Origin of the sequence: Singulisphaera acidiphila DSM 18658 (assembly GCF_000242455.2) — a bacterium.
GTDB classification, from domain to species: Bacteria; Planctomycetota; Planctomycetia; order Isosphaerales; family Isosphaeraceae; genus Singulisphaera; species Singulisphaera acidiphila.
On the sequence record NC_019892.1, the window covers coordinates 6707091 to 6731545 of the forward strand.

The 24455-nt window shown below is 62.3% G+C and carries 16 protein-coding genes; 6 read left to right on the top strand and 10 right to left on the bottom strand.

Annotation, left to right across the window (positions count from 1 at the left end):
- Positions 1-1437 precede the first annotated feature (1437 nt).
- Both SINAC_RS26360 and SINAC_RS26365 read left to right on the top strand, forming a co-directional pair.
- Positions 1438-1995, top strand: coding sequence for a BON domain-containing protein (locus SINAC_RS26360; protein WP_015248625.1), 558 nt, complete (start codon positions 1438-1440; stop codon positions 1993-1995).
- 339 nt (positions 1996-2334) lie between these two features.
- The gene (locus SINAC_RS26365) at positions 2335-4272 is read left to right on the top strand and encodes a hypothetical protein (protein WP_015248626.1); all 1938 of its coding nucleotides are present in this window, start codon (positions 2335-2337) and stop codon (positions 4270-4272) included.
- An 18-nt stretch (positions 4273-4290) separates the two neighbouring features.
- On the opposite strand, the gene SINAC_RS26370 is transcribed toward SINAC_RS26365, so the two are convergent.
- The gene (locus tag SINAC_RS26370; protein WP_015248627.1) at positions 4291-5598 is read right to left on the bottom strand and encodes a rhomboid family intramembrane serine protease; all 1308 of its coding nucleotides are present in this window, start codon (positions 5596-5598) and stop codon (positions 4291-4293) included.
- Between the two features lie 332 nt (positions 5599-5930).
- Between SINAC_RS26370 and SINAC_RS26375 the strand changes: the two genes are divergently transcribed.
- Positions 5931-6536 (top strand): hypothetical protein, encoded by a 606-nt coding sequence (locus tag SINAC_RS26375; protein WP_015248628.1) that lies wholly within the window; start codon positions 5931-5933, stop codon positions 6534-6536.
- A gap of 80 nt (positions 6537-6616) precedes the next feature.
- Here the strand turns inward: SINAC_RS26375 and SINAC_RS26380 are convergent, their stop codons facing one another.
- A complete protein-coding gene (locus tag SINAC_RS26380; RefSeq protein WP_015248629.1) occupies positions 6617-7414 on the bottom strand; it encodes a glycerophosphodiester phosphodiesterase in 798 nt (265 codons plus the stop codon).
- 491 nt (positions 7415-7905) lie between these two features.
- On the opposite strand from SINAC_RS26380, the gene SINAC_RS26385 reads away from it, so the two are divergent.
- Together SINAC_RS26385 and SINAC_RS26390 are read left to right on the top strand one after the other, a co-directional pair.
- Positions 7906-8979 (top strand): hypothetical protein, encoded by a 1074-nt coding sequence (locus SINAC_RS26385; protein ID WP_015248630.1) that lies wholly within the window; start codon positions 7906-7908, stop codon positions 8977-8979.
- Entirely contained in the window at positions 8976-10187 is a 1212-nt protein-coding gene (locus tag SINAC_RS26390) for an Ig-like domain-containing protein (RefSeq protein WP_015248631.1), read from the top strand. Before SINAC_RS26385 ends, SINAC_RS26390 begins: the two co-directional genes overlap by 4 nt.
- 79 nt (positions 10188-10266) lie before the next feature.
- Here the strand turns inward: SINAC_RS26390 and mobA are convergent, their stop codons facing one another.
- The gene (gene mobA / locus SINAC_RS26395; protein WP_081578351.1) at positions 10267-10887 is read right to left on the bottom strand and encodes a molybdenum cofactor guanylyltransferase; all 621 of its coding nucleotides are present in this window, start codon (positions 10885-10887) and stop codon (positions 10267-10269) included.
- Positions 10888-10932: 45 nt separating this feature from the next.
- The gene (locus SINAC_RS26400) at positions 10933-12165 is read right to left on the bottom strand and encodes a molybdopterin molybdotransferase MoeA (RefSeq protein ID WP_020466823.1); all 1233 of its coding nucleotides are present in this window, start codon (positions 12163-12165) and stop codon (positions 10933-10935) included.
- A gap of 316 nt (positions 12166-12481) precedes the next feature.
- On the opposite strand from SINAC_RS26400, the gene SINAC_RS26405 reads away from it, so the two are divergent.
- Positions 12482-13441, top strand: a complete 960-nt coding sequence (locus SINAC_RS26405) for an RNA polymerase sigma factor (RefSeq protein ID WP_015248634.1) — start codon at positions 12482-12484, stop codon at positions 13439-13441.
- An 86-nt stretch (positions 13442-13527) separates the two neighbouring features.
- Here the strand turns inward: SINAC_RS26405 and SINAC_RS26410 are convergent, their stop codons facing one another.
- From SINAC_RS26410 to SINAC_RS26435, 6 genes are all read right to left on the bottom strand, one after another.
- Entirely contained in the window at positions 13528-15636 is a 2109-nt protein-coding gene (locus tag SINAC_RS26410) for a PPC domain-containing protein (protein WP_015248635.1), read from the bottom strand.
- 64 nt (positions 15637-15700) lie between these two features.
- Positions 15701-17467, bottom strand: coding sequence for a c-type cytochrome domain-containing protein (locus tag SINAC_RS26415; RefSeq protein ID WP_015248636.1), 1767 nt, complete (start codon positions 17465-17467; stop codon positions 15701-15703).
- 55 nt (positions 17468-17522) lie between these two features.
- On the bottom strand, positions 17523-19970 hold the full coding sequence (locus SINAC_RS26420) for a DUF1549 and DUF1553 domain-containing protein (protein WP_015248637.1): 2448 nt from the start codon (positions 19968-19970) through the stop codon (positions 17523-17525).
- Positions 19971-20318: 348 nt separating this feature from the next.
- A complete protein-coding gene (locus SINAC_RS26425) occupies positions 20319-21599 on the bottom strand; it encodes a glycosyltransferase family 4 protein (protein ID WP_015248638.1) in 1281 nt (426 codons plus the stop codon).
- 115 nt (positions 21600-21714) lie between these two features.
- Positions 21715-23304 carry a glycosyltransferase family 39 protein gene (locus SINAC_RS26430; protein WP_237722758.1) on the bottom strand — a complete coding sequence of 530 codons (1590 nt, stop codon included), beginning with the start codon at positions 23302-23304 and terminating at the stop codon, positions 21715-21717.
- The gene (locus SINAC_RS26435) at positions 23295-24437 is read right to left on the bottom strand and encodes a glycosyltransferase family 2 protein (protein ID WP_015248640.1); all 1143 of its coding nucleotides are present in this window, start codon (positions 24435-24437) and stop codon (positions 23295-23297) included. The genes SINAC_RS26430 and SINAC_RS26435 overlap by 10 nt, the downstream gene beginning before the upstream one ends.
- Positions 24438-24455: the final 18 nt, after the last annotated feature.

A 24455-nucleotide genomic window follows, 5' to 3' on the forward strand; every position in this document is an offset into this window, starting at 1 on the left:
AAAACCCGCCGTAAACGTAAACGGTCGCCTTTCGCGAACCCTGGCGGTGGCCGTGAATCGCGGTGGACGTTGACTTCGCTCTGGAATGCAGATGGTGTGCCGGATTCGTTCAAGGCTGGTCCACCCGATTCAGGTTGAGCCATTCCTCTGAGTCGAGGTGTCCCCCCGCCTGCTGCGTGGGCAGGCCCAGAGCGGGAAGTCGCCGTTGAGGGGGAGCAGAGTTGCGCCTGCTTTTGAGAAAGGGGGCGGCCATCCACAACCCGAACTCGTCCCTTTGACGCCGATGGGCCGATGGTGAGGTGGGCACGAGGAACGGCCGGTACGGCCTCTCCATGAACCCGGATCTCGGCCGTTCCGATCACCCGAACGAGGGCTGCCGGAATCGCCGCCAAGACCATCACTCCCCCCACCGAGTCGACGATCGCAGGCGCTGACCAGGGGCCGCAACTCCCTCGGGCCGTCACCCCTTCTGCGACGACCTGGCCGCGAGTCTCATCATACCGAAGTGCCACGGCCAGGGCCGGACCGCCGCCAGCGATCTCCTCGGACTTGGGTCTCCAGCGATTCAGGCCCCCTCGCGCCATGGCCGGTGTCAGAGGATCCCCTGGCGCCCAGTTCCAACTTGCGACAGTGTACAGCATGTTCACACCTCTTGATTGAATTCGGTTCAGTCGCTCCTCGATCGATCTTCGACATGATGCTTGCCGCTCCGGGTGGCGAGGTTGGAGCCGCAGTCGGCGTGCCGCGGTGGACCTCTTCCTGAGGCCGGTTATGCATCTCGGTCGCTCTGGTCTTGCCAGGGAAAGGATTCAAGTTGCGAAGACCTTGGTGGTCGGCCGGAATCCATGGCATGTGACAGGTCCGCAGACCGTCCAAGCGGGGCCGAACCTCCTCCCAAGCTGCGAATTCCCCAACGTCCGAAGACTGGAAAGTTCGACTGATAGAGAGAGGACAACTGCCGAACTCTTCACCCCTCCTTGGACTCGGCTGGGCACCCTTGGCTCCCTCTTCAAGCATCCATTTGTAAAAAACGACCTCCAACGGATTCCGCGTTCCCTTGAATGATGTATGAAGGGGAATCCGCTGGATGTTGTTGCGACCTCATATTTTGACGCTATTGGGCGACGTGCGTTCACTGAAATTGCATGATTTATGCCCCATGTTCAGAGATGACGAATTGTAAGGATATTCTCCTGCAATGCCAGCGCATTGAGCCGATCCGGGGAGTGTCGTACGGGACAAAGCGGCCTTCGAGAACCTTGGGGTTGGCCCAATGACCCGCGTGATCGTCGATATCGGCATTCATGCTTTCACTCCCGAGCAAGTCGGACAGATCTGTGGTCTTGGATAGCCCGATATCCCAAAGAGTGGGGCCGTGCCACGAGGACAGGCCGGGATCGACGGGGCGTAGCTTGGGACGAGAAGGGAGCCGAGGTGATGGAGAAACGTGGTGGTCCGGCCAGGGGTGAGAATGACGCCGGGGACGATGCGAACGCAGCACCGTCGCGGACGCGGTGGACGATTGCCGGGATCCTGCTTGGGCTTGGAGCGGCGGGCTGGGCCGGTCTCGCCCGAGAGCGGGGGGGAGCGAGCGAGGGCCTTGGGAGTGCCGTCGAGACCCTTGCGGCAGGCGTCCATGACGCTACGGAAACCGTGCGGGAAAAATTCGCCGCAGTCCAGTCCTCAGCTCGTAACCTCGGGATCGAGCAGCAGGTCTCGGCTCGGCTCCACGGCGACAAAACCTTCGACGCCAACAAGATCGAGCTTCACGTCGAGGAGGAAGGGACGGCGGTCCTCAGGGGATTGGTGCCGGACGCCGCAGCCAAGGAAAGGGCCGTTGAGTTGACTCAGGACACCAAGGGAGTCCTCAAAGTCATCGACCACCTTGCGGTCGTTCCCAAACCCAGGATCATCTCCGTTCCTCAGGCGGAACTGAAAGCCGATGTCATCGAATCGGTTCCCGCAGTCGCAGCGCGACCTCGACCGATACGATAATCTAGGTGAGGGGGAACAACGGCGGTCGATCGCTCATGTACAGAATCACTGAGCTTGCTGGCTCATTCCAGGGGATCCGGAGTCGCCATTCCTAGGGACCGCGGGCGACCCGCCCGCAATTTATTTAAATTTAATGAATTTTCCAAGCATTGAATTTTGGGTTTCAGAATCTCGATCTCAACTGAAGCCAGAAGCAGGCAAGACACCTGCCGGCCCAGGAATGGCGACCCCGTGAACTCTTGCCTGGTACGGGTGGTACCGGCTTGAAACCTTGCGCCCCAATGCGTCTAATGGAGCCGTCTACGACGTTTGTCGTTAGCCGCCGTTGAGGATGCGGGTATGCGAATCGGTCCGATTCTCGAACGGGAATTGATCCTCTTGGTGCGTCGTAAGACGGCATTCTTCGATCGTTATTTCGCGATTGCTTTGGAATTTGCGGTTATCTTGGGCGCGGCCTGGGTCTGGGATCGATGGGAGTGGGACCGACGTTCGCTCGTGGGGATCTCATCGTTCGCCCTCACGCTCTTTGTCCTGACGGTTGGCGTGCTTGGTACAGTGACGATTAGCCTGGTCATTCCCCAGATTGCGATGGCCATTGCATCGGAACGTGATCGGAAGACGCTGGATGCGTTATTGGCGACGCGACTCTCCGCTCTTGGGATTGTCCTGGGGACATTGGCGGCGGGATTGGTTCGGTGGGCGAATGGGCTAGCCACGATCGTTCCGGTCCTCGTTTTGTTGGTCCTGTTCGGGGGCGTCGACCCTCGATTGATCCTGCTCGCCGGAGTGGGGCTTGCATCGACGGCCTTTGCCCTGGCGGCCATGGCTGTCGTGGCTTCGATCGTGGCTCGGACGGCGCGCGGGGCGACGGCCTTGGCGTTCTCACTGATGTCCCTTTGGATTGCCTTGCCGATTACCATCTTGGTTGCGAAGTCTCGGCTATGGCCGTCCGGTCCCGAGTGGATCGTCAAGATCGCCATCAGTTTGCTCTTGAGCAGCCCGTTCGGAGTGCTTGCCAACCTGAGTGGAATGGTTCGGATAGGAAGCCCGATTCAGGCGGTCTGGCGGATGATCACGTGGGAGTTGATCGGCGGTTTGCTACTCGTTGTCTGGGCGATTTGGCAGCTTCGCGCTCAGTCGCGTGCCCACTATGACGAGGAGACCCGGATCGCGGGACGGAGGATCCGTCGTGCCACGAATTGGCGATTGCCACGCCCCCCATGTGGCGATGATCCCGTGCTCTGGAACGCAATTTATGCCAACCGGACTGCGAGTCCTTTCGCGCGTGGGCTTGGTCATCTGATCAACATCGTCTTGATTGGTCTCATTGTCGCGGTCATGGCCTGGTTTGCGAAGCCCGCCTTTAAGGAGCTGGCCAATCGAGGGTACAGGGCGGCCCCTGAGGCCTTCACGATGCCGGATGTGAATCCGTTTGGGCGTGCGGTAGCCGAGATGTTTGGCATACCGGCAGGGGGGCCGGCACCAGGCCAGGCCCGACTCGAATTCAACCTGGTCCTGAAAAGCTTCTCGGCCTGCTTCGCCATTTTCTACGGATGGGCCATGTTCGCGGGCGCTTTGGGGAGTATGTGGGCGGAGTGGGAACGCGACACCTGGTTGGGCCTGATCGCCACTCCACTCTCCGGGTGGGAGATTCTTCGGGCGAAGATGTTGGGAGCGTTCATCCGGACCCGCCCCGCGCTTTACTTGCTGATTGGACTCTGGACCGTCGGGATTATGGCTGGTGCTGTCCACCCCTTCGGTTTCATCGCCGCGCTGGTGGGAATGGTCGTGATTGGGGGATTCTCTGCGGCGATCGGCGTTTATGCGTGCTTGATGGCCAATGGACGAAGGAATGGCATCAGTATCAGTGCGGTTGTGCCGAATCTGTTCTGTTTCTGCGGGTTGGCGATCATGCTGCCTGGACGTTGGAGTGTCCTGATTGCGGCCGCTTCTCCTTCATTTCTCGCGTTTAGCTCGCTGTTTTCCTATGAGGACGTTCATACCATGATCCACGGCGGTGTGCTGCCCACCTACGCTGGTTCGTCCCTCTACAAGCCGGGGCTCGAAGCGCGGTGGGTGCTGGCGCTCTGGCTGATTGGCACACTGGCCCAGGCCGTTGGAACCCTCGCGCTCATGCGGGCTATGTCCCGCGGATTCGACGCAACTGTGGGGCGGCCGACTCGGCCAAGCCCGTTGGCCGAGAAGCCGTCGAGACAAGGCGTTGAGGAAGTGCCTCTCGCGGAGAGCCTCGGGATGGCTGCGCACGCCGACGGCTGAAAGCTCGGGGGAACCGGCTCAGTCGTCCTCTTCGAGTTCGAGCACACCATCCTGGCACATCCGGTTGGCCTGGAGTGCGAGCTTTTGGCGGGCGGTTTCGAGGTCAGCGGGAAGTGAGCCGGGCGTGATCTCCTCGAGGACTCGAAGGGCGGCGGCGGGGCGCTGGCGGTCGCGAATTAGGACCTGTGCGAGCTTGAGACGAACTCTTGTCGATGCGTCGGGGTAGTAGCGGCAGTGGTCGCGCATCAGACGGATCGCGTCTGATTCGGCCCCGCATGAGCTGAGGGCTTTGATCAACCCGAAGAGTTCGGCCTGCGTGGGCCAGTTGACCAGCGTTCGTGCGGACTTATCGTAGGCGACCAGCGCACCGGCGATATCCCCCTTGTCGATGAGGGTACGGACCCGCCGGACGGCCGTCGCTGCGCGATCCTCGGCGCTGGGGCCATCCACGGGACCATCGCCGTTGGTCGCTTTGTCGCGTGCCTTTGCCTTCAGATTGGCCTTGAGGCTGGAGCGGAGGGCCTGTTTTTCGCGAGCGAGCCGTTCCCCACGCTCGTTCCATTCGTGGGTGAGCGTGGCTCGCTTCTTGCGGAGTGAGAATAAGTCCCACCCTTCGCAATCAACGAGTCCAGCCTTGAGTAAGGTGAACGCGACCACCGCACCCCAGAATGCGCCGGAGAGGTGGCCGATCTCCGTGACCATGACTTGATTGCCGAGCGATCCCCAGACCACCAAGCCGAAAATCTGCTGCCCGATGTAGAACAAGGCGACCGTGGTGTAGTAGAGATCCCAATGATAGACGAATGCGCGGAATCCGATCAGCAGGATGACCGTGCAGTTCAGTTCGTTCCTCGGGGCCCAGATCATGCAGGTCGCAAGTAAGCCATAGACGACGGCCGAGGCCCCTGCCGCATGTCCGTCCATCCCCGATTTCATTAACAGGAGTTGCAAACAGGCGCCGTGGAGGGTGCCGATGGCCAGATAGGTGAGCAGATACTTGATTGGACCGAGCTTCCCCTCGACCACGATTCCAAAGGCCCAGAGAAACAGCATGTTCCCGGCCAGGTGTCCGAGTCCATAGTGCAGGAAGTTGTGCGTCACCCACTGGAGCGGGTGCAGGCGTCCGTCGCCCAACGCCAGCGCATACCGATCGAACAAGGAGACGGCTTCGACGCTCTCGATCACCTCGTCGTTCTCATCCAGCAAGACAACGTTCGAGGCGGGCGGGATGACAAACAGGAGCGCAACGTTCAGCACGATCAACACGACCGTGACATAGGGCCAGTGGTAGATCGGTGCGTCGGTACCGGTTGGAATGACGATCATAAGCAGGCTCAAGAGGGGGCGGGCCGAACGGATTTCTCGAGAAGATTACCATAAGGTTTATTGGGAACCGAGACGTCTTGTGGGTGAGCATGTTTGATGAAGATGCCTTTTGTGCGTTGACTCCTCGCGACCCAATCGATAGTTTGCGGCACGGGCTTCGCCTTGGGAACGCCTTTGATGTGGATTCTTGGAAAGAGAACGCATTCCCCCCCCCTCCATAATATTCAATGGAATTATCGTTGCATTCGGGTGATTCTCATTTAATTCAGTCAAGAGCGGGTGGGTCGACTGCGAGTAAATTAGCACCTTTTGGAATCAGGAAGGACGTCTTCATGCAGTTCCAATTCTCCCTCAAGGCGTCGGCCGCTTCGGTTGGGCTGATCTTCGGCTTCCTGGCGAGTTCCGGGTGTGGCGGCGCGGTTCCGGCACCGAAAGCGTTTATCGCGTACCATTCCCCGTCGGGCCGGTTCTCGTGTGACTATCCCCAGGGATGGGAGGCGGAAGGCGCCGGGAAGCCGGACTCACCCAATGCGTGGGCCAAGTTCAGCAAGGGACATGCGGCGATCCGGGTCGAGGCGGACCTGGCCGGTTCGCTTTTTGGCGATATGGCCAAGTCGTCGGGTGCCATGTTCGGGGGCGAGGAAGAACCGCCGGTGGCCAGGATTCACCCGATGGGTGAACGGCAGATGAAGGAGGATTTCACCAACTATACTGAGCGGGAGCCGAAGCCGTTCCAGTCCAAGGGAATCGGCGAAGGACGGCGGTCGACCTTCATCGCCGACCAGACGCTTGGGGGCAAAGTCTATGGTTACCGGGCAACCTTGCTTGCCAACGACCGTCGAATCACGGTGATCTGCACCTGCCCCGCGACCAACTGGAAGACCCTCAAGCCGGCATTTGAGACTGTGGTCGCCAGTGTCCGTCAGGGCGGCTCATGAGTCGATATCGGAAACCCTCGACTCTCAGAGAGTGTGTGAGAGTCGAGGGTTCGCCGACCTGCTTCGAGACGAAGGGGGCTTTATTGCCCAAGCTGCTGTTTGAGCCATTCGGCCTTGTTGGTGGTGATCGCGCCGACGCCGGCATCGATCATCCTACGAGCTTCGGTGGGATCGTCGACGGTCCACACGTAGAGCTCGAGCCCCGCATCCTTCTTGATTTTCTGGGCGAGCTGGCGGTCGAGCGGTCCTTTGGCCGCGAGGTCGAGTCCGTCAGCCTTGATCGACTTGGCCTTGGCGATCAAGTCCTCGACGCTCGGAGTCCAGGCCTTCGTTTCCTTGTCTTGCTTAAAGCTCGCGAGGTAGAACGCCTTGAGCTCCGGGAGTTGTCGCTTGGATTCGGCGACGGCATCGGCCTGGAAGCTGATGACGGCGAGCTGCTCCGGTTTCTTGCCCGACTGGCGGACCGCCTTTACCAAGGCCGGGATTGCCTCGGCACCCACTTTGACCTCGATGAAACAACGGGCTCCTGAGGGGATCGTCGCCAGGGCCTCCTCAAGCCTGGGCAATTTCTCCGCCGACCACTTCGACCCCTTCCAGCTCCCGGCATCAAGCGTTCGCAGCTCGTCCCAGTCGCTCTCCTTGATTTTCTTCGAGACACCCGTGGTCCGTTTCGTGTCGGCATCGTGACAGACAACCAGGGTTCCATCCTTCGACAAGTGAACGTCGAGCTCGATGGCGGGGACCTTCCGTTCCCAGGCCAGCCGGAACGCGGCCAGCGTGTTCTCCGGAGCATCCGCCGACTCGCCGCGATGAGCAATCAATTCCACCGGCGCACTCCCGGCCAGAAGGAGCATCAGTAACCCAGAATACCAGACCATCGTAACCACTCCCGGAGAGCAAGGACGACTCGGAACAGCCCGGGTTAAGAACCCCCAAATGGGACCGCTCCCCAACTGTTGCCTTCTCTATAACCCGCTCCGACCACGATCGCCAGGCCGCTTCGCGGCTCGACAAGCGAATAGAAAACCCAGCCTATCATCAGGCGATTCAGAAGGCGTGAAGAGAATAAGTGGGTTCGCAGGCTCCAGAGTATGGCCGCCAGGCCGAATTCCCGGGGCTTGGCGATAGGTTCTTGTGATTCCGATCGGGATAGTAGATATTTGGTGCCGAACCGGGCGGCATCGTTCCTCGGGACATGTTGGCTCTATTTCGTTGCGGAGCCTGTTGGACTCGCGTATTGTCCGGGGATCGGGTTTCTTTTTTTTTGCCGCACTCGGGACTTGGCTCTACGACCTGACGCATTGATCTTTTCAGACGGACGGCTAGAGGTTGTCTTTTTTTCTTCGAGTTTCAACCGAGGAGAACCGCGATGCTGAAGACGCGAATCGTCTCGACCGCTCTCGCCGCAGTCGTGATGGCGGCTGGATCCGCCGGCGCTGCCGGTTTGTCCAAGGGGACGCCTGACTGGAAATCTGCGGGACCGCTCTCGTTTGGTCCGAAGGGCGTCCTGTTCCTTGCCGACTCGCAAGGCGCAGCGATCTTCGCGGTCGACACGGCCGACGTTCAGGCGGATTCGGCGGGAGGCCCCCTGAAGGTCGACGGCATCGATGAGAAAATCGCCGCGCTGTTGGGGACGACCTCCAAGGGCATCGTGATCACCGACCTGGCCGTCAATCCGGCCTCGGGGAAGGCCTATCTGACCGTCGCCCGTGGCAAGGGCCCCGACGCCGCGCCGGTGCTCGTCCGGGTCGATCGCTCGGGTAAGACCGAGGTCGTCTCGCTCGAGGATGTGCCGTTTGCCAAGGCCAGCCTGCCGAATCCGCCCACCAAGGAGAAGTCCAAGAGCGAGTCGATCACCGACCTGGCTTTCGTTGACGGCCGCGTGTTTGTCGCCGGTCTGTCCAACGAGGAGTTTGCTTCGCGACTGCTCTCGATTCCTTACCCGTTCGCGGACGCGAGCCAGGGAACGAGCGTCGAGATCTACCACGGTGCTCACGGTCGGTTTGAGACCGGTTCGCCGGTTCGGACGTTCGCCCCTTACCAGATCAAGGGGGAGTCGTTCCTGCTCGCGGCCTACACCTGCACGCCGTTGGTCAAGCTTCCCGTGGCTCAGCTCAAGCCGGGCACGCACGTGAAGGGGACGACGATCGCCGAACTCGGCAATCACAACAAGCCGCTCGACCTGATCGTCTATCAGAAGGGTGGTAAGGATTTCCTGCTGCTGACGAACAGTAGCCGAGGGGTTATGAAGATTCCGACCGAAAAGGTTGAGACCCAGCAGGGAATCACGAAGAAGGTCGCCGAGACGGATGGAATCGCTTACGAGAAGATCGAGGACCTCAAGGGGGTCACCCAACTCGACGAGCTCGACAAGGACCATGCGTTGATCCTCGTACAGACCCCGGCCGGTGCGCAGAACCTCGAGACTATCGCCCTGCCATGACCCTTTTGAGCCGACGACTCGTTCCTTACTTGGCGATTGCCTTGCTTGCGGCCGCGCCGGACGATCCGAGTCCGGCACGGTCAGCGAGCTTTGTCATCCGCTGGCAGGCCGGCGAGGGGGCGACCTCGTCGGCCATCGAGGTGGAGGGGATCGCCCCGACCGACCTGGCCGCTCTTGCGGCCTTGAGCCAGGTGAAACCAACCACGTTCTCATGGTCGCAGGTCTTCACCGTCACGGTCGCCCCGGAAGGCCAGGGTGGGGCGGAGGATCGGCCTTCGATCTTGGGGACGTACCGGGTCGTGGGCCCTCGTTTGCGGTTCGAGCCCCGGTTTCCACTCGAACCCGGGCTCAGGCACCGTGCTGTGTTTCGACCTTCCCAGCTTCCTCTGGAGCCGTATCAGGATCTGAAGGACGTGGTGACGGAATTCAAGCGGCCTCTGCCGCCTCCACCGTCTCCAGCGTTCGTCGTCCGAGTTGACCCAACGGGCAATCACTTGCCTGAGAATTTGCTCAAGTTTTATCTCCACTTCTCCGCGCCGATGAGCCGGGGCGAAGCCTACTCGCGCGTCACCCTGCTCAACGAGCAAGGTCGGAAGCTCGCTGTTCCCTTCTTGGAAGTGGGCGAGGAGCTTTGGGATCCGACCGGGACCCGACTGACCCTTTTGCTCGATCCCGGGCGGATCAAGCGAGGGCTCAAACCGCGTGAGGATCTGGGGCCGATTCTTGAGGCCGGTCAAGCGTACACGCTGGTCGTCGATCGGAACTGGCCCGACGCGACGGGCCATCCGTTGCGGGAGGCGTTTCGAAAGACCTTCAAGACCGGTCCCGCTGATGAGACGCAGCCCGATCCTCAGAAATGGATTGTCAAGGCGCCGGCCGCTCGGACTTCCGACCCGTTGGTGCTGGAATTTCCGGAGCCGCTCGATCGTGCGATGTTGAACCGGACCCTGTCCGTGCTCGACTCCGAGAAGCAGGAGGTGCCGGGTCGGGTCGACGTGAATGACGCGGCGACTCGCTGGAGCTTCCGCCCGGATCAGCCGTGGCCTGCCGGCCGATTCCAGATCAGCGTTGACACCACCTTGGAAGACCTTGCGGGCAACAGCATCGCTCGTCCGTTTGAGGTGGATGTTCAGAATCCGATCACACGTCGCATCGAGTCGGGGACTGCTTTGGTTCCCGTGGAGATCGGTGCTCAGCCTTCCCCTTGAGCGGAGCGTAGAGGAGGGACGCAAAACATCGGTCCTGCCGTTTCTTATGGATCGCCGATTTGCGTCTTGCTGCCCATTCTTAAGGGAGGGGAGCAGGAAAGCCGGCGTCGCTCAGCGCTTTTACGTAGGCCTCCGGGGTATTCAGATTGCGCAGTGATGCGAGCTCGGGGTCGACGCGGCGAAGCTCGTTCTCCACGACAACGTGAGTTCGCAGCGTGCCCATGAGGTCGAGCAGACGGAGTCGATCCTGTCGCAAGAGGTTTTCGATGGCGGGCAGGGTGGTCGCTCGTCGGTAGACGGCGGACAAGGGGTGATGAAAGCCGTCGGCAAATGGAATCGCCAGGTCGTTCGCTCCGAGCCACTCGTAGAGACCTCTGATCCAGGCGGGACGGAGGAATGGCGCGTCGGTCGCCGTGGCAAAAACGACCTCGACGGAAGCAGGGAGAGCGGCCAAGCCGGCCGCGAGTCCTTGAAGCGGGCCGCGACCCGCGACCGGGTCACGAACAATCCGGACGGAGTCGGGCAAGGGGGGGCACTCTTGCCCGGGTGCGGCGACGACCACGATAGCATCGGTATCGACCACTTCGCCCACAATCCGGATGACACGTTGAAGCAGACACTCAGGGCCAAACGCGAGCCAGGCCTTCGATTGCCCCATCCGACGACTCTCTCCTCCGCACAGGACGACAGCGCCTTGCATAGGGTTGTCTCGATGGAATGAATTTGGCTGCACTTAAGTCGGTCTCTAGCCCGACGGGGGGAACAAGTCGTAGAGCCAGACGGTGACGAGGGCGTTCGCGGGATAACCGTCCAATTCGGATGGCACGACCACGAAACCGTCCGCGCGGGTGGTGCTCGAAAGGATTGAAGCGCCGCTGGTCGCCAAGGGTTCCACTTGCCCCTGCTCGACCTTCACTCGGGCGTAGTCGACCCGGCCGGCGATTGAGACAAGGGGGCGCGAGAGGGGCAGCGACATCGGTCGGTAGGGCCAGTTTCGCGGTCGTCCCCCCTGGAGCCGGACGATCGGGCCGGCGAAAAAGTCATAGGCGCAGAGGCAACTGACGGGATTGCCGGGCAAGAGCACGACGGCCGTTCGGCCGATGAAGCCGAGGCCCGCAGGTCCGGCGGGGCGGAGGGCGACGCCGTGGATGACTAACTCCCCAAGTTCCGCGACGATTCCCGGGATGTGGTCCTCGGGGCCAGTCGAGGTTCCTCCCGAGATGAGCACGACGTCGGCCCACCTGGCGGCTTCGGCAATCTCGGCCCGAATCCGGTCGCGGTCATCGGGCAAGGGGCCGACGATGCGGGGAACGCCGCCATCCCGGACGATCAGCGCCTCGAGCATTCCTGAATTCATATCGGCGATTTGATACGCGGAGGGCAGGTGGCCGGCGGTGATCAGTTCGTCCCCCGTACTGATGACCGCAACCCGGGACTGCCGAACGACAGCGACGGTGCCGGCTCCCACCGCGCTCAGGACGCCCAGGTCTTGAGGGCGAAGGACACGGCCCGCCGAGAGCACCACGGTCTCTGCCTCGATATCTTCGCCGATCCTGCCCACATGCCGGCCGACAGCCGTGGCCTCGAGCACCCGGACCATCGGCCCTTCGCGTTGCGTCGACTCGACTCTCACAACGGTATCCGCCCCCCTCGGCAGAGCGGAACCGGTTGTGATCTGGATGGTCTCCCCCGGACCGACTGTGAGGTTGCAGAGGTGCCCGGGGCGGGCCTCCCCGATGCAGTGAAAGAGGGCCGGGGTTCGAACGGTGGCGTCCTTGGTTTCGTGGCCCTGGAGTGCGTATCCGTCCATCGCCGCGCGATCGAAGGCAGGGACGGGGGCCCCAGCCCGAATCTCCTCGCCCAGCACTCGACCCGCCGTATTGCGGAGGGCGACCGGTTCGACGTCGAGTCGTTCGATTCTTCGGGAAATGAGCGCAAGGACATCCTCGACCTGGGTCCTGTCTCGAAACCCTTGCATCCTTGGATCGTGACGCGTCTCGCGCGTGAAAGTTTCAGGCACACCCATGTCGTCTCGCTCAAACAAACGAGGGTCGCGGGGTCGCTCCGCGACGCTTCTCTTCCTAAGTGTAACCCCCGGCTGGTCGACGCAGAAAGGGCTGCTCCGTCGCAAGTGGGATCGGTGGATCGCTCTGACGGAGTCACTCACTCTCCGTTCAATGTTGGTTGAAACGGAGTTGGTTTCGCGGAATGATTCCTTTCCCGAGAAAAAGTCGTAACCAGCGGCACGCCTCATGCCACTTAGTCTGGAGACCGGCACGAGCAGGGAGATGGATATGCCGAGTGGACGCGTCGAGGCGAGTGTGACACACCCGGAAATGACGTCAGTCATGGAAACGGTTGGTGCGTTGCCCGATGAGGAACTCATCGAGCGATTCCTCAACTCCGGGCGGGTCGAGGCGGAGTCTGCGTTTCGGATTATCGTGACTCGTCATGGACCGATGGTCCTTGGCGTTTGCCGGCATGTCTTGAATCAGCATCAAGATGCCGAGGACGCCTTTCAGGCGAGCTTTATTGCTCTGGCCCGGAAAGCCGGATCGATCAAGGACCGAAGGGTCCTCGCGCGCTGGCTGTACGAGGTGGCGTATCGCATTGCCGTGAGAGCCAAAACCAGCGCGGTTCGTAAACGGATTCGAGAAAGGCAGGGCGCGGAGATGTCGGTGACGGCTGCCCACAACGAAGCCGGCTGGAACGAACTCCGCCCGGTGCTCCATGAGGAATTGAGCCGCCTACCCGATAAGTATCGTACCCCCGTCGTCCTTTGCTACCTGGAAGGCAAGACGAACGAGGAGGCGGCCGACCTGCTCCAGTGGCCGGTGGGGACGGTCAAGGGGCGATTGTCGCGCGCCCGCGAGTTACTCCGCTCTCGGCTCGCCAAACGGGGGTTGGCCCTCTCCGCAGCGTTTCTGGTGACCTCCTTTTCCCAGAACGCCGTCTTTGCCGAGGTTGTTCCCGCACGCCTGATCGATTCCACGGTCGACACGGCGATCAGGCAGGTACGCTTGGAACCTGCATTCAACCCGCTCGGAATCCATTCTTCGCGGGCCCACGCTTTCGGGTCGCAGATCGCCGTGATCGCGACTCTGGTGATCTTGGCCGCCGCGACTCTGGTCGGTGCCTCGAGTTGGTTTCCTCGACTTTTCCCGAGCGCACCGGAGCCGATTTCCTCGGTGCCGGGGGCCGACGTCTCTCCTCTCCCGGGCACTTGTGGCACCAGCCCGACACCTGAGCAATAAGGCGACAAGGGTGGGCTGTGACCATTCTCTTGGCAAAATGCTTGTGTTTTTGTTTTTAAGGAAATGCTTTGTGTCGAGCCGAGGGATCACTTTGACGCCGGACTCTCTTTCGGGGGGATGGTCAAGAAGATCGGGGCGCTCGAGTAAGCCGTTTTGACGACAAAGTTGATTGAGACGTGTCCCATGATCGCGATGGGGGTCTTGTCGCAGGGGGCAGCATCGGGTTTGGCTTCGAGGATGATCTTGCCCTGCGTCTCGGCCGGTCCAAGCAGCGTTTTGCTCCCCGTCTCCTTGATGCTGACGCCGGGCGGAAGAGGGTTGGCGAAGGTGCCGCCCAAGTGCTGGAGGAGGATCGCCAGGTTGACCCCCTTGTCATAGCCGTTGTGGCGGGTGACGGTGACGTCGATCGTGGCGGTTTTGCCGGGGGCGAGTGTGATGGCGGCGGGGGTGGCTTCGACGGTGATGTCGGACTCAGCGGTCACGGCCAGGGCGATCGTCTGGACGGGGTAGAGACCGCGTCCGCCTCCGGGGAGATAGATCTCTTGCTTGGGCTCCGCGATTTCGATGAGCGGTTTGCCGTCGATTTCGGCCTGCCCTGAGATCCGCAAGAGGGCGGCGGCCGGCTGAGCGTCGGGGGCGGCGGAAACTACGCTGACCCCTTGAGTCATGTTGGCGGGGATTGTCAGTGGGCTCGCCGTGACCCCTTGGGGAAGACCTTCCCAAGCGATGGTCACGGGACCGCTGAAACCGGCGCGGCGGGTGACCTGGACGAACAAGGGGACCCGCGCACCCGGGCCCAGGTTGAGCTTGTCCGGGTCGCAGCTCAAAGAAAAACCAGGTTTCGCCGCCTCGGCCAGCAAGACGTAGCCGAACTCAACGCCCCCCCGACTGTGCAGGTCCAAGACTTGCACCGCATAGCTGCCGTCGGCCGGCGCGGTCCAATCGAGCCGGGGATCCTTGCTGCCGGGCGAGTCGTCCGCCTCAGCCTGTGTGGCATTTTTGAGGTCGACGATCCGGAGCACCGGGTCAGTCGCGGCTCCTGAGCGACGGGCGACAACCTCGAAGGCGTAGAACTGTCCCTTCTTCGCCTCGAATCGATAGGTGTCGATGTCATTGGGTTCGAGGAGACGTCCACTGAGCGCGACCGGTAGGCTGACCACTTGCCCCTTCTCGATGTCGGCGGGTGCATCCCCCTCTTCAAGGGCCAAGGGGAGCGGGGTTGAGAGGAGGGGGACGGGCAAGGTGGTTCCCCGTTCCGTGGGCAAGGCCATCAAATGAACCCCTGATTTCAGGTTGGCCGGCACCTCGAGCGGCAGCGTCTTCTTCGACTCGTCCAGGTTGACTCCGTGGGCTTCGAACTCGGCCTTTGTGCCGGGGTTGACCGCCATCGGAAAGATTGCGGTTGCAACCGGGCGGCTGGTCGCGTGAAGCACGTAGGTCCAGTTGGCGTTGCCCGTGTAGGTTGTATCGCGAATCTGGAGGTGATAGGTGTCCGCTTCCTTGAACTCGTAGGAGAGCAACGGGTCGGCGAAGTCATGATTGTCGTCGACCGCGAGCTCACGTCCCTGGGCGTCGTGGATCGCGAGAATCGGGTCGAAGTGGGTCTGGAGGTCGTGGATCTTGTTTTCGAGCCGGTTGGCCCAGACGCTGAACGTCAGCCTTTGGCCGGCGGTCGCCGTGAACGAATACCAGTCCACATCCTCGGTTTTCCCGATGAGACCGCTGACGACGGCGGGAAGTTCAAGGACTTGTCCCGTTTCGGGACGGTCGTTGGCGGCGTCGTCAGCCTCGGAGACGACGCGGTCGTCGACGACGACGATCAAGCCGACCGAGGAAATACCTTGCGGCGTGGCGACCCGGATCTCGCGCGGGCCGAGTGGGGCATCAGGCGCGACGGTCAAGGTCGCCTTGACCGTGCCCGACTCCCGTCTCCCTCCTCGCTTCGCTGATTTCGAGTCGCCCGCGCGTGGTGTGGCCGCGTCGAGCACCTTTCCCGACAGGCCGGGCTCCTCGCAGAGCAGTTGCCAGGCCCCGTCGAACCGGCCCCCACCGGCGATCGTGATCTCCACGGTCTCGCCCCTCCGCGCGGCGGTGGGGGTGACCCGAGTCAGCATCGGATACGACGTCTGAGCCCGGGCGAACTCGGGTGCCATGACCAGGGCGAGGGCGGTGAGGATCCAATGGGGGCGAGGCATCGAAGGACTCCAGAAAGTCGAAAGGAGCAGAGTCTGCCTGGTTCGTTGCTCCGCGAGGCCCATCTCATTGAGGCTTCGGGCGAGGGAAGGTGGGCTCGGCGACCGGTTTGCCCTGGAGCTGGTGGGCAACCTCGTCTTCCCGGCCGAAGACGGACCAAGGGATCGTCCCATCGACGTCGGTCCCCCCGATTTGCCAACGAACCAGCTCGTGCAACTCCGGCGAGGCGTGCAAGTATCCGTTGGGGGTGAGGACGAGCCAGTCGGCGGTGGGTGGGCTGGGCGAAGGGGGTTGCAGCAGAGTGGCTCGGAGCTTGCCTGTGTCGGCATCCCAGACCCGGACGACCCCGTCCCAGCCACCGCCGGCGGCGAGGCTGGCGTCGTCGGAGAGGGCCACGGCGTATTGCCATTCGGATGGCCCCGGCAACTTTCGCTCGAATGTTCCCGAGGCTCCATCCCAGAGTCGGACTGTTGAGTCACCCCCGGCCGAGATCAACCGCTTGCCGTTACCGCTGAAGGCGAGCTGATGGACCGGACCCCCGTGTCCACCGACCCGGTTGGCCGGCTTCTCGTCGTCGAGTCCCCACCACCGTAGTTGAGGCTCGAGGCCGGAACTGACGAACTTGGCTCCCCTCGGTTGGACCGCCAGGGCCATGACATCCTCGTTGTGGTTGCTATACGTCCGCTTCTCCTTCAGCGTTTTCGTGTCGATGAGCTTGATCGTCCGGTCTTTGCTCACGCTCAAGAGCGAGTGGCCGTCGGGTGTATAGGCCACGTCATAGACGAAGTCGGAATGCCCTGTGAAGACGCCGTCAGGCTTTCCGGTGGCCAGATTCCAGAGCCGGACCGACTGATCGAACGACGCCGAGGCGAGTTGACCGCCGTCGGGGCGGAAGGCGAGACCGAAGACGACATCCGCGTGGCCGACGAAGTCGTGGATCAAGGTGCCGTCGGGGACGGAGTAGACCTGAACCGAACCCGTCCGCGCAGGGAGGCCGGCCCCCACGGCGAGTCGCTTGCCGTCCCGGCTGAAAAGAAGGGCATGCACCGGGCCGGGAACGTCGTTCAGGACGAGTGCGGGGCGGGCGTCGACCAGGTCCCAGATCAGAACCTCACCGTGTGTCCCTACGGCGAGCTGTCTCCCGTCACCTCGGAACGCCAGCGCTGAGATCGCCGGCAATGGGCCGACTTTAAGGGCGACTTGCATCGCTCCCCCCTTACCGAACCCTTCGGTTTTGGGAGGGATCGTTCGCTCCACGCCAAGGACCAGGTCCAGCGACCGGACGATCCGCCGTGGTGGTCGCTTTGCGGTTGCCACTGCGTCGGCGACCTCGATACCCCGCGGCGCGCCCGCGTCGATCCAATGGCGGACCAGGTCGCGTTGCGCCATCGGTAGGGGCTTCTCGAGCAGTGGCATTCGGCTGTCTTCGTCGTCCTCGTTGAGTCGCTTGAGCAACTCGCTTTCGAGCGGCCGGCCCGGCACGATCACCTTCTGGTCCTTCGTGCCGGCCAGGACCGCCTCGAACGTGTCGAGCGCCAGCCCGCCGGAGATCTCCAGGTTGTTAAGCTTTTTCTGGTTGTGGCAGACCGTGCACCGTTTCGCGAAGAGCGGCTTGATATCCCGTTCGTAGGTCGGCGTCTCGTCGCCCCAGACTGATGGTGTCAGTACGGCCAGCATTGCGATCAGCCCGAGCCCAACGCGAGCGGCGAGACTTTGCGGCTTCAGACGTCCACGCGCCGCCTCGTTCGTGGTGAACGCGATCGTAGGGTGGGCATGGCCCACCATCCCTGGTCTGCGAAGGTGGACCGCGCCCACCCTACGAAAACGGCTCATTCCAGGTGTCTCATTGGTGAAAAGAGGAAGCTGTGCAAAAATTTGAAGAAGTCTGTTAATGGTTGAATAGAAATTCTTTGGAGTTCAAGAGGCCCCAGAAGAGGTCTTGAGCACCCATTGCCCGGCTTGGGGCTTCGACAATGAGCTGGCGGGCCGCTTCGTTTTCTTGCGGGGAGGGGAGCCGGTTGAAGGTGGCGACGTAGAGGGTCTCGACCAGGGTTGCGTTGGTCAACTTCGGGTCGCGCAAGAGCCGCGTGAGGCGGCCGTCGGCCTGGGTGAGCTTGCGATTGAGGAGGTCGCCGTTCATCAAGTGCAACGCCTGGCTCATGGTCGGGTCGGTGGCGCGTTCGCACTCGCAGGCCAGGACACGCTCGGGTCGGCCGAACGTGTCGAGGAAGTAGGAGGGATAGTTGGTGTCGGGCAGAGCGATGGCCCGGGTGCCTGCCGGCTTCAAAGGGAACTTCTCGAACGTACCGGTCGCCAGGTTAATCGCATCAAGCAATTGCTCGGCGGTCAGCCGCTTGATGCGGTAGTGGGTAAAGAACGTGGTGTCGAGCCGGTTATCAGGGTTGGGTAGCGAACTGAGCTGGTAGACTCGACTATTGAGGATAAGATGTAAAAGCTTTTTGAGGTCGAAGCCATCCGCCACAAACTGATTGGCCAGGGTGTTGAGAAGGTCCGGGTTCGATGGCGGATTGGTCTCGCGGAGGTCGTCGATCGGGTTGACGAGCCCTTTGCCGAGCAAATAGCCCCAATAGCGGTTGACCACATTTCGAGCCAGCCAAGGGTTGGTCGAGCTCGTGAGCCAGCGGGACAAGGCGCGGCGGCGATCGACCGGGTCGTCGGCAGCCTTGTCTCCCAATGGGGTCGGCTTCATGGTCTTGCCGGTCCGGGGCTGGCCGACCTCTCCGGTCTTGGCGACGTAGATCACCTGCTCACGGCCGAAGAGTCCGAACTCCTGGCTCTGCTTGGTTCTGATCCGGGCGAAGTAGGCCGCCAAGCCGTAATAGTCATCCTGGCCGTAGGCTTCGAAGGGGTGGTGGTGGCACTTGGCGCACTGGAGCCTGACCCCCATGAAAACCTGGGCGGTGGTCTCGGCAAGGTCGTCGGGGCCGGTCGCCACCCGGAAGTAGTTGGCGGGCCCGTTGGTGTAGATTGACCCTTGCGCGGTGATGAGTTCGTCGACCATCGCGCTGACCGGTTTATTGCTCCGGAACGCGTCACGGAGCCAGAGGTTGAACGCGAGCATCCCCTGGGCGCCGAGTTTGGTTCCATCGACCCGGAGCAGGTCACCCCATTTCAGTGCCCAGAAGTCGACGTATTCGGGGCGATCGAGCAAGCGGTCGAGCAACTTGGCGCGTTTCTCGGGATCGGCGTCGGCGAGAAATTCTTCGAGCTCGGTGCGTGTCGGTGTGGTCCCGATCGTGTCGAGCATTGCGCGGCGGAGGAACTCGGCGTCGGTGCTCAGGCCCGAGGGGACGAGCCCCAGTTCTCGCCACTTGGTCGCAACCTTCTCGTCGAGAATGGTGCGTGCAGGGAAATCAAACGCCTTGTCATAGGCAAAAGGAACCGTGACCCGAGCTAAGGCGGCGTGCCCTTGGTAACGGACCATCAAGTTCGTTTCCCCCTGGCCGACGGTGGTCGCCAGACCGGTCGGCCCGACTTTGGCGACCCCTTCGTTCAGGGTGTCGAACTTGGCTTGGTCGGTGACGTCGCGTGTCGTTCCGTCGCTGAACGTTGCGACAGCGATGAGCCGCTGCTCCTGACCTGGCTCCATTCTCCGCTGTGGGGGGAAGACGGCCACACCGGTGACCGTCGGATCCTCAAGGGTCGGCGCGGGGGCACCTTGCTCCAACCAGAGCTTGATGAGTTCACTCTCGGGTGAGTCTGGCTCCATCCGTTTGCCACCGCCGTGAGCCACCCCCAGGGTTGGTTTGAGGAGGAGCAGGCTCTCCTCAGGGGCAAATGGCGTGACCCGTCGCCCCTCCGCACTTTTGACGATGGCCGTGTAGTCGGGTTCCGCCTCGAAACCGAGGAGGGAGAGCCTGAACCCGCCTTTCCCATGCTGCGACCCATGACAGGCACCTTGGTTACAGCCGAGCTTGGTCAAGACGGGCTGAATCTCGTTCCGAAAGCTGACCCGGCGGGCTGTCTGCGCTCCGCTGACCTCGACGGGAACGGAGGCCTCGATCGATCCCACGCGAACGACGACTTCCGCCTTACCGTCCGCGACCGGGTGGAGAAACCCGTGCGGATCGACCGAGGCGATCTTGGAATCCCCCACCTTGAATTGAGCGCTCGACGTCAGGTCGAGACGGGACCCGTCGGCGAACGCTCCGATGACAACCAGGCGCTGAGCGGCTTGCGGGCCGAAGAGCTTCGCCTTGGCGGGCAGGACCTCGAGGCTTGTGGGAACACCCGCTTCGAGTACTGCCGTTGACGCTGGGGCAGGCAGCCCAACGAATGCCACCAAGCCAACGCCAAGGGAAAGGAGGACGCGCATTGGGAAGGCTCTCGTCGTCGGAGTCGGGAGATCGCCCGCGCAGGTCTTCGCAGCGTTCGAGTCGTCGACTGCACCCGACCTCGTCGCGAAAACCACGCGCGGGGGGAAGGACAGATCAGCAGCGTGGGGGAACGGCGATCGAGGAGACGAAGAGAGACTCCAGGGCCCTCGCTTCCCCACCGTTTAACATTGCTCTGCAAATGGTTGAAAATCAAGGTCTGACTGAAAAAACCTCGGAACAACCTACTTGAGCGCTGGAACCGAATCATCGGAGAGAGGCTTGGCGATCTTGATCACCAAGACGTCTTTGATCGACGGAGCGCTTCGGCATCATCGTCTGGGATCGACTTACCCTGCCTGGCGACGGAACCAGCCTGGCGCGCTCTGGCGAGGATTGGCGATCGCCTGTTCGGTTCGTGCCAGAAGCGTGGCGTACCGATCGTCCCAGGTGTAGCCGTGATCGACGAGTTTTCGGCCTGCCTCGCCGAGTTGTCGGGCCCTGGCGGGATCATTCAGCAGTCCGGCGATCGACTGGCTCAGGCGGTCGAGGTCGCCGAACGGGACGAGCAGTCCGGTCTCTTCGTGGCGAACGACCTCGGGCACGCCCCCTGCGTCGGCGGCGACGACGGGAAGCCCATTTGCCCAGGCTTCGAGGAAGACGATCCCGAAGGAGTCGGTCCGGGAGGGCATCGAGAAGAGGTCGATCGCGGCGAAGAAGTCCGCGCGCTGATCGAGGGGAAGGGGGCCGAGGAGGGTGAGCCAAGAGGGCTTGCCGCCGGGATATTCGGCGAGAAACCGTTCGAAGCAAGGGGAGCTCGGCCCGGCCATGACCAGGTGGATCGAATCTTCGAGAGGGCGTGCCTCGTTCAAACGGGCCACTGCCCGAACGAGGTCGTTGCTTCCCTTGTTCGGGTCCAGTGTGGCAAGGTGGCCGACCACCGGCCGTCCGACGGGAATCTGATACTTTTGGCGGAGGGTTTGGCGATCGCCACCGGTGACTTCTTTGTGCTCGACCGCCATGCCGAGCGTCAGGATTCGGGCGTCGGCAATCCCCCAGTTGCGAACCACGTCGGCTTCCAGGCTGGTCTGGACGACCACGACGTCGGCGCAGGCGAGGAGCCGAATCTGGTGCGGCTTCGTGTAGTACTTGCGGACCGGGTCGCCCGGGGTCGCCAGGTGCAGGAAGGGGGTGAGGATCAAGGGAGCCCCTGCATCCTGGGCGGTCCGTAGCGCTCCGTACGAGAAGACGGTGTAGGGGAACCCGACCGCGAAAACGGCGTCATAGTTGCCACGGACCTGTTCGATGCCCGGCAGGATCGGCATGAACGAGTCTGCGCGGCATTGGGTCGGCCAGTGGGGCGCGTAGCTCAAGAGCCGTCCGACGTAGCGCTGGAGGGGCCGATGCCGGACTTCGAAGCGGCGAACCCGCGCTCCGTCGACTTGGGTCTCGCTCGGCTCCTCAACGCGTCGTCGCCGCTGATCGGTGAAGTACCAGAGGTCGTGGGCGTTGCTCGTCAAGACGTCGACGGCATGGCCGTTCGCGACAAACCGTCGAACGATCGCCCGCCCGTAATTCTCAGCTCCACCCACGCAAGGGTAATAACGGTGGGTAAACCAGGCGATCCGCATCGGGTGTGTCCTCCTTGACGTACATCCGCCGCCACTTGCCAGACGTTCCTAACGGACGGGCCACCCCTCACGCTTTTGGCACAAAGAAAAGATCAGAGGGGTGGCGGATGGCCTGTTACCGCCTTGTAGGTGGGGCGGCCGGAGTCTCAGTTGCCGGCGTCTGCTGGGCGACTGTCGGCCGCAAGGGACTGCGGCGGTCGTAGATCTGGATCTGCACCTCACGTGGCTTTGGATGGGCCGGGATCGTAAGGATTGGGTCGCGGCCGGCAATCAATTGCCGGACCACCGGTCCAAAATTCCAGCGTCCTCGGAGGTGAGCGTCTCGGACGACGACCCAACGGGTGTTGGGATCGATCGCGGCCCAGTTCACCTCGGAGAATCTGAAGCCAGGCTGGCCGCTGAAGAAGAGCGACCAGTCGGTCATGTCGAGAACCTTGCCGTGGTCGCGTGCCTTGGTCTCGGCGATCCAGGTACCGGCATCGCGGTAGGCGGAGAAGCTGCCGTGGTAGGAGGTCATGCCCTGCACGTGAGGGACGGCGATGAATCCGGCCAGAATCGCGGCCCAGACCCCGGGGCCGAGGCGGAACCGTTCCTCACCGTGGCCTAGCCACTGGCCTGGTATGACGATCGAACGCATCAGCCAGGCCAGGCCATTGGCGGCTGCAAGGGTCAGGAGCATGGCCGGGACGAGGCCGTGCCGGACCGTGCAATACCCGCCGGTCGCGTGCAGGCGGATCAGGCCGAGGGTCGACGCCGTCACGATGACCCCCAGGAAGAGCCAGACCCGAGCGCGGGCCGACCAGGGACGCGCGGTTACCAGGCCGAGCAAGACCAGGGGCAAGAGCGGGGTCGTCACCGCGGTCCGAACGACCTTGAGCATCCGTCGGGCCGCAATTCGATAGGTTTGAAACGTGGTCTGGTTGGGTGACAGAGGGCGTTCCCGCTCGAGTGCCATCGCGTCCGATTTCGGAGCCGTTCCGAGGAGTCGGGCAATCGAAGGCTTCGTCCCAAGCCCCCCCTTGGCCGCCATGTACGGACCGACGAGCAACAGCGGGCCCACGATCAAGAAGGCCACAGCAGCCCACCAGCGCGGCCAGTAAATGCGCGTGGCCCAGTGGAGCGGCAGGACCAGGAGCGTCGCCACCAGGGCCAACGGCAAGAGCATCCCTTCGGGACGCGTCAGATACGCCAACGCACTAAAGGTGATGGTCAACGGGAGCCAGAGGAAGCGGCCCTCACGTAAGAACCGGACTGCGGCCCAGAGGCCCCAGGTCCAGAAGAGCAAGAAGGTGCATTCGCTCAGGACGTTGATCACCACGAACCCGGAAATCGGATTCCCGAGGCAAAGGAGGCAGCCAACCCAGGCCGTCGTCGGTCCATAGATTTCCAGGGCGAGCAAATAGAGCGGAATGACCAGCAAGATCATGGCGCTGGCCGAAACGATCTGCGCGGATCGCTGCCAGGAGACCGGGCCGGTTCCGCCCATAACCCGGTGGACCGCGGCGATCGCCATCGAGTGGAGCGGATGGTCCACCGACTTGATCAGCCCTTCGGACCAGGCTCCGTCCTCGATCCGCTCAGCCTGATGGATGTAGCGCAGGCCGTCGGCGAAGGTGGCGTCCGAGTGGTAGCTGAGCCACAAGAGAAGCCCAGCAACTCCGACCATAAGGAGGCCGACTCGAACTCCATGTTGAATCAGCGACACGCCGGTCCGTCCTTTCGCGGTTTGAGGAGCGTCGCAGTTGACGGTCCTCGTCGCTTCCCTGCCGGAACAATTTGAGGAGTGGTGTGCGATCCCTCGAGGGACCCACGAGTCACGACCAAAGACTTCGCAATGACCGAATCGGCCAGGGTCAGCACTTGGCGACCCCGCGGTTCGAGTCCCTTGCGGAAGGCTCGTGCCATCTCTCCAATCGTCCGCCACGCTCGTCCATCATCGGTCCTTCCTTGGACCATTGACCCGGTGCGCCTTACGATCGCTTCGAGCGATATAATCCTCGAAAGCGTCAGAAACTGCCATCGGGGCAAGTGTTTACGGAAATACAAGAGCTTGCTGTGCCGAGTGATGACCCGCATTCTGGGGGAAATCGCCCGATTTTGCAAGGGATGTAGATGGACAACCTGCACATCCTGGTCATAAATAACCGACCAACCGCGATTTTGAGCGGATCGGCAGAGGTCAACTTCTTCGTAGTAGAGGAAGAAGTCTTCGTCCATTCCCCCCAGCATGGCGAGCATCCGGCGATTGAGCAGCATGCAGGCGCCGGTGACCCACGCGACCGGGCCGGGCCGAGTCCGCCAACCGGGCTGGTATTTCCGCCGCGAACGCGGTATCAACTGCTCCCAGGCCGTCCTGACCAGGCTGGGGAAGATACCTACCGAAGGTTGTCGGGTTCCGTCTGGGTTCAGCAATTTGAACCCGACGATACCGGGAGCCTGCGTGGGATCAGCCTCGAATTGAGCGATCCGCGCGACGATCGAGCTGAGTTCCCCATCCGGGATGAGGACGTCGGGGTTGAGAACCAGGAGCCAAGAGCTACGAGCGGCTTGCCAGCCGGCGTTCACGCCGGCGGAGAAGCCTCCGTTGTCGGCTCTGGCGAGGAGCTGGGTTCCGACTCCTTGTTCGATCGCCTGCAAGAGCTCGGCGGGAGGGCGGCTTGGAGATGCGTTATCGACGACGATGACCTCGCAGATTCCGTGAGCCACTTCCGGAGTGGCCTCCAGCGACCCGACGAGCCGGTGCACCTCGGGCCAACTGTCATAGTTGACGATGACAACCGTCAACAACGGTGTCCGCTCAAGGAGTGACTCAGGATTATTGAGGAGCGATCGATTCACGCGTCCGACCTTGCTGCG

Coding starts and splice junctions, on each gene's coding strand:
- SINAC_RS26360 (WP_015248625.1), top strand. CDS start 1,438: ATGGAGAAACGTGGTGGTCCGGCCAGGGGTGAGAATGACGCCGGGGAC.
- SINAC_RS26365 (WP_015248626.1), top strand. CDS start 2,335: ATGCGAATCGGTCCGATTCTCGAACGGGAATTGATCCTCTTGGTGCGT.
- SINAC_RS26370 (WP_015248627.1), bottom strand. CDS start 5,598: ATGATCGTCATTCCAACCGGTACCGACGCACCGATCTACCACTGGCCC.
- SINAC_RS26375 (WP_015248628.1), top strand. CDS start 5,931: ATGCAGTTCCAATTCTCCCTCAAGGCGTCGGCCGCTTCGGTTGGGCTG.
- SINAC_RS26380 (WP_015248629.1), bottom strand. CDS start 7,414: ATGGTCTGGTATTCTGGGTTACTGATGCTCCTTCTGGCCGGGAGTGCG.
- SINAC_RS26385 (WP_015248630.1), top strand. CDS start 7,906: ATGCTGAAGACGCGAATCGTCTCGACCGCTCTCGCCGCAGTCGTGATG.
- SINAC_RS26390 (WP_015248631.1), top strand. CDS start 8,976: ATGACCCTTTTGAGCCGACGACTCGTTCCTTACTTGGCGATTGCCTTG.
- mobA (WP_081578351.1), bottom strand. CDS start 10,887: ATGCAAGGCGCTGTCGTCCTGTGCGGAGGAGAGAGTCGTCGGATGGGG.
- SINAC_RS26400 (WP_020466823.1), bottom strand. CDS start 12,165: ATGCAAGGGTTTCGAGACAGGACCCAGGTCGAGGATGTCCTTGCGCTC.
- SINAC_RS26405 (WP_015248634.1), top strand. CDS start 12,482: ATGCCGAGTGGACGCGTCGAGGCGAGTGTGACACACCCGGAAATGACG.
- SINAC_RS26410 (WP_015248635.1), bottom strand. CDS start 15,636: ATGCCTCGCCCCCATTGGATCCTCACCGCCCTCGCCCTGGTCATGGCA.
- SINAC_RS26415 (WP_015248636.1), bottom strand. CDS start 17,467: ATGAGCCGTTTTCGTAGGGTGGGCGCGGTCCACCTTCGCAGACCAGGG.
- SINAC_RS26420 (WP_015248637.1), bottom strand. CDS start 19,970: ATGCGCGTCCTCCTTTCCCTTGGCGTTGGCTTGGTGGCATTCGTTGGG.
- SINAC_RS26425 (WP_015248638.1), bottom strand. CDS start 21,599: ATGCGGATCGCCTGGTTTACCCACCGTTATTACCCTTGCGTGGGTGGA.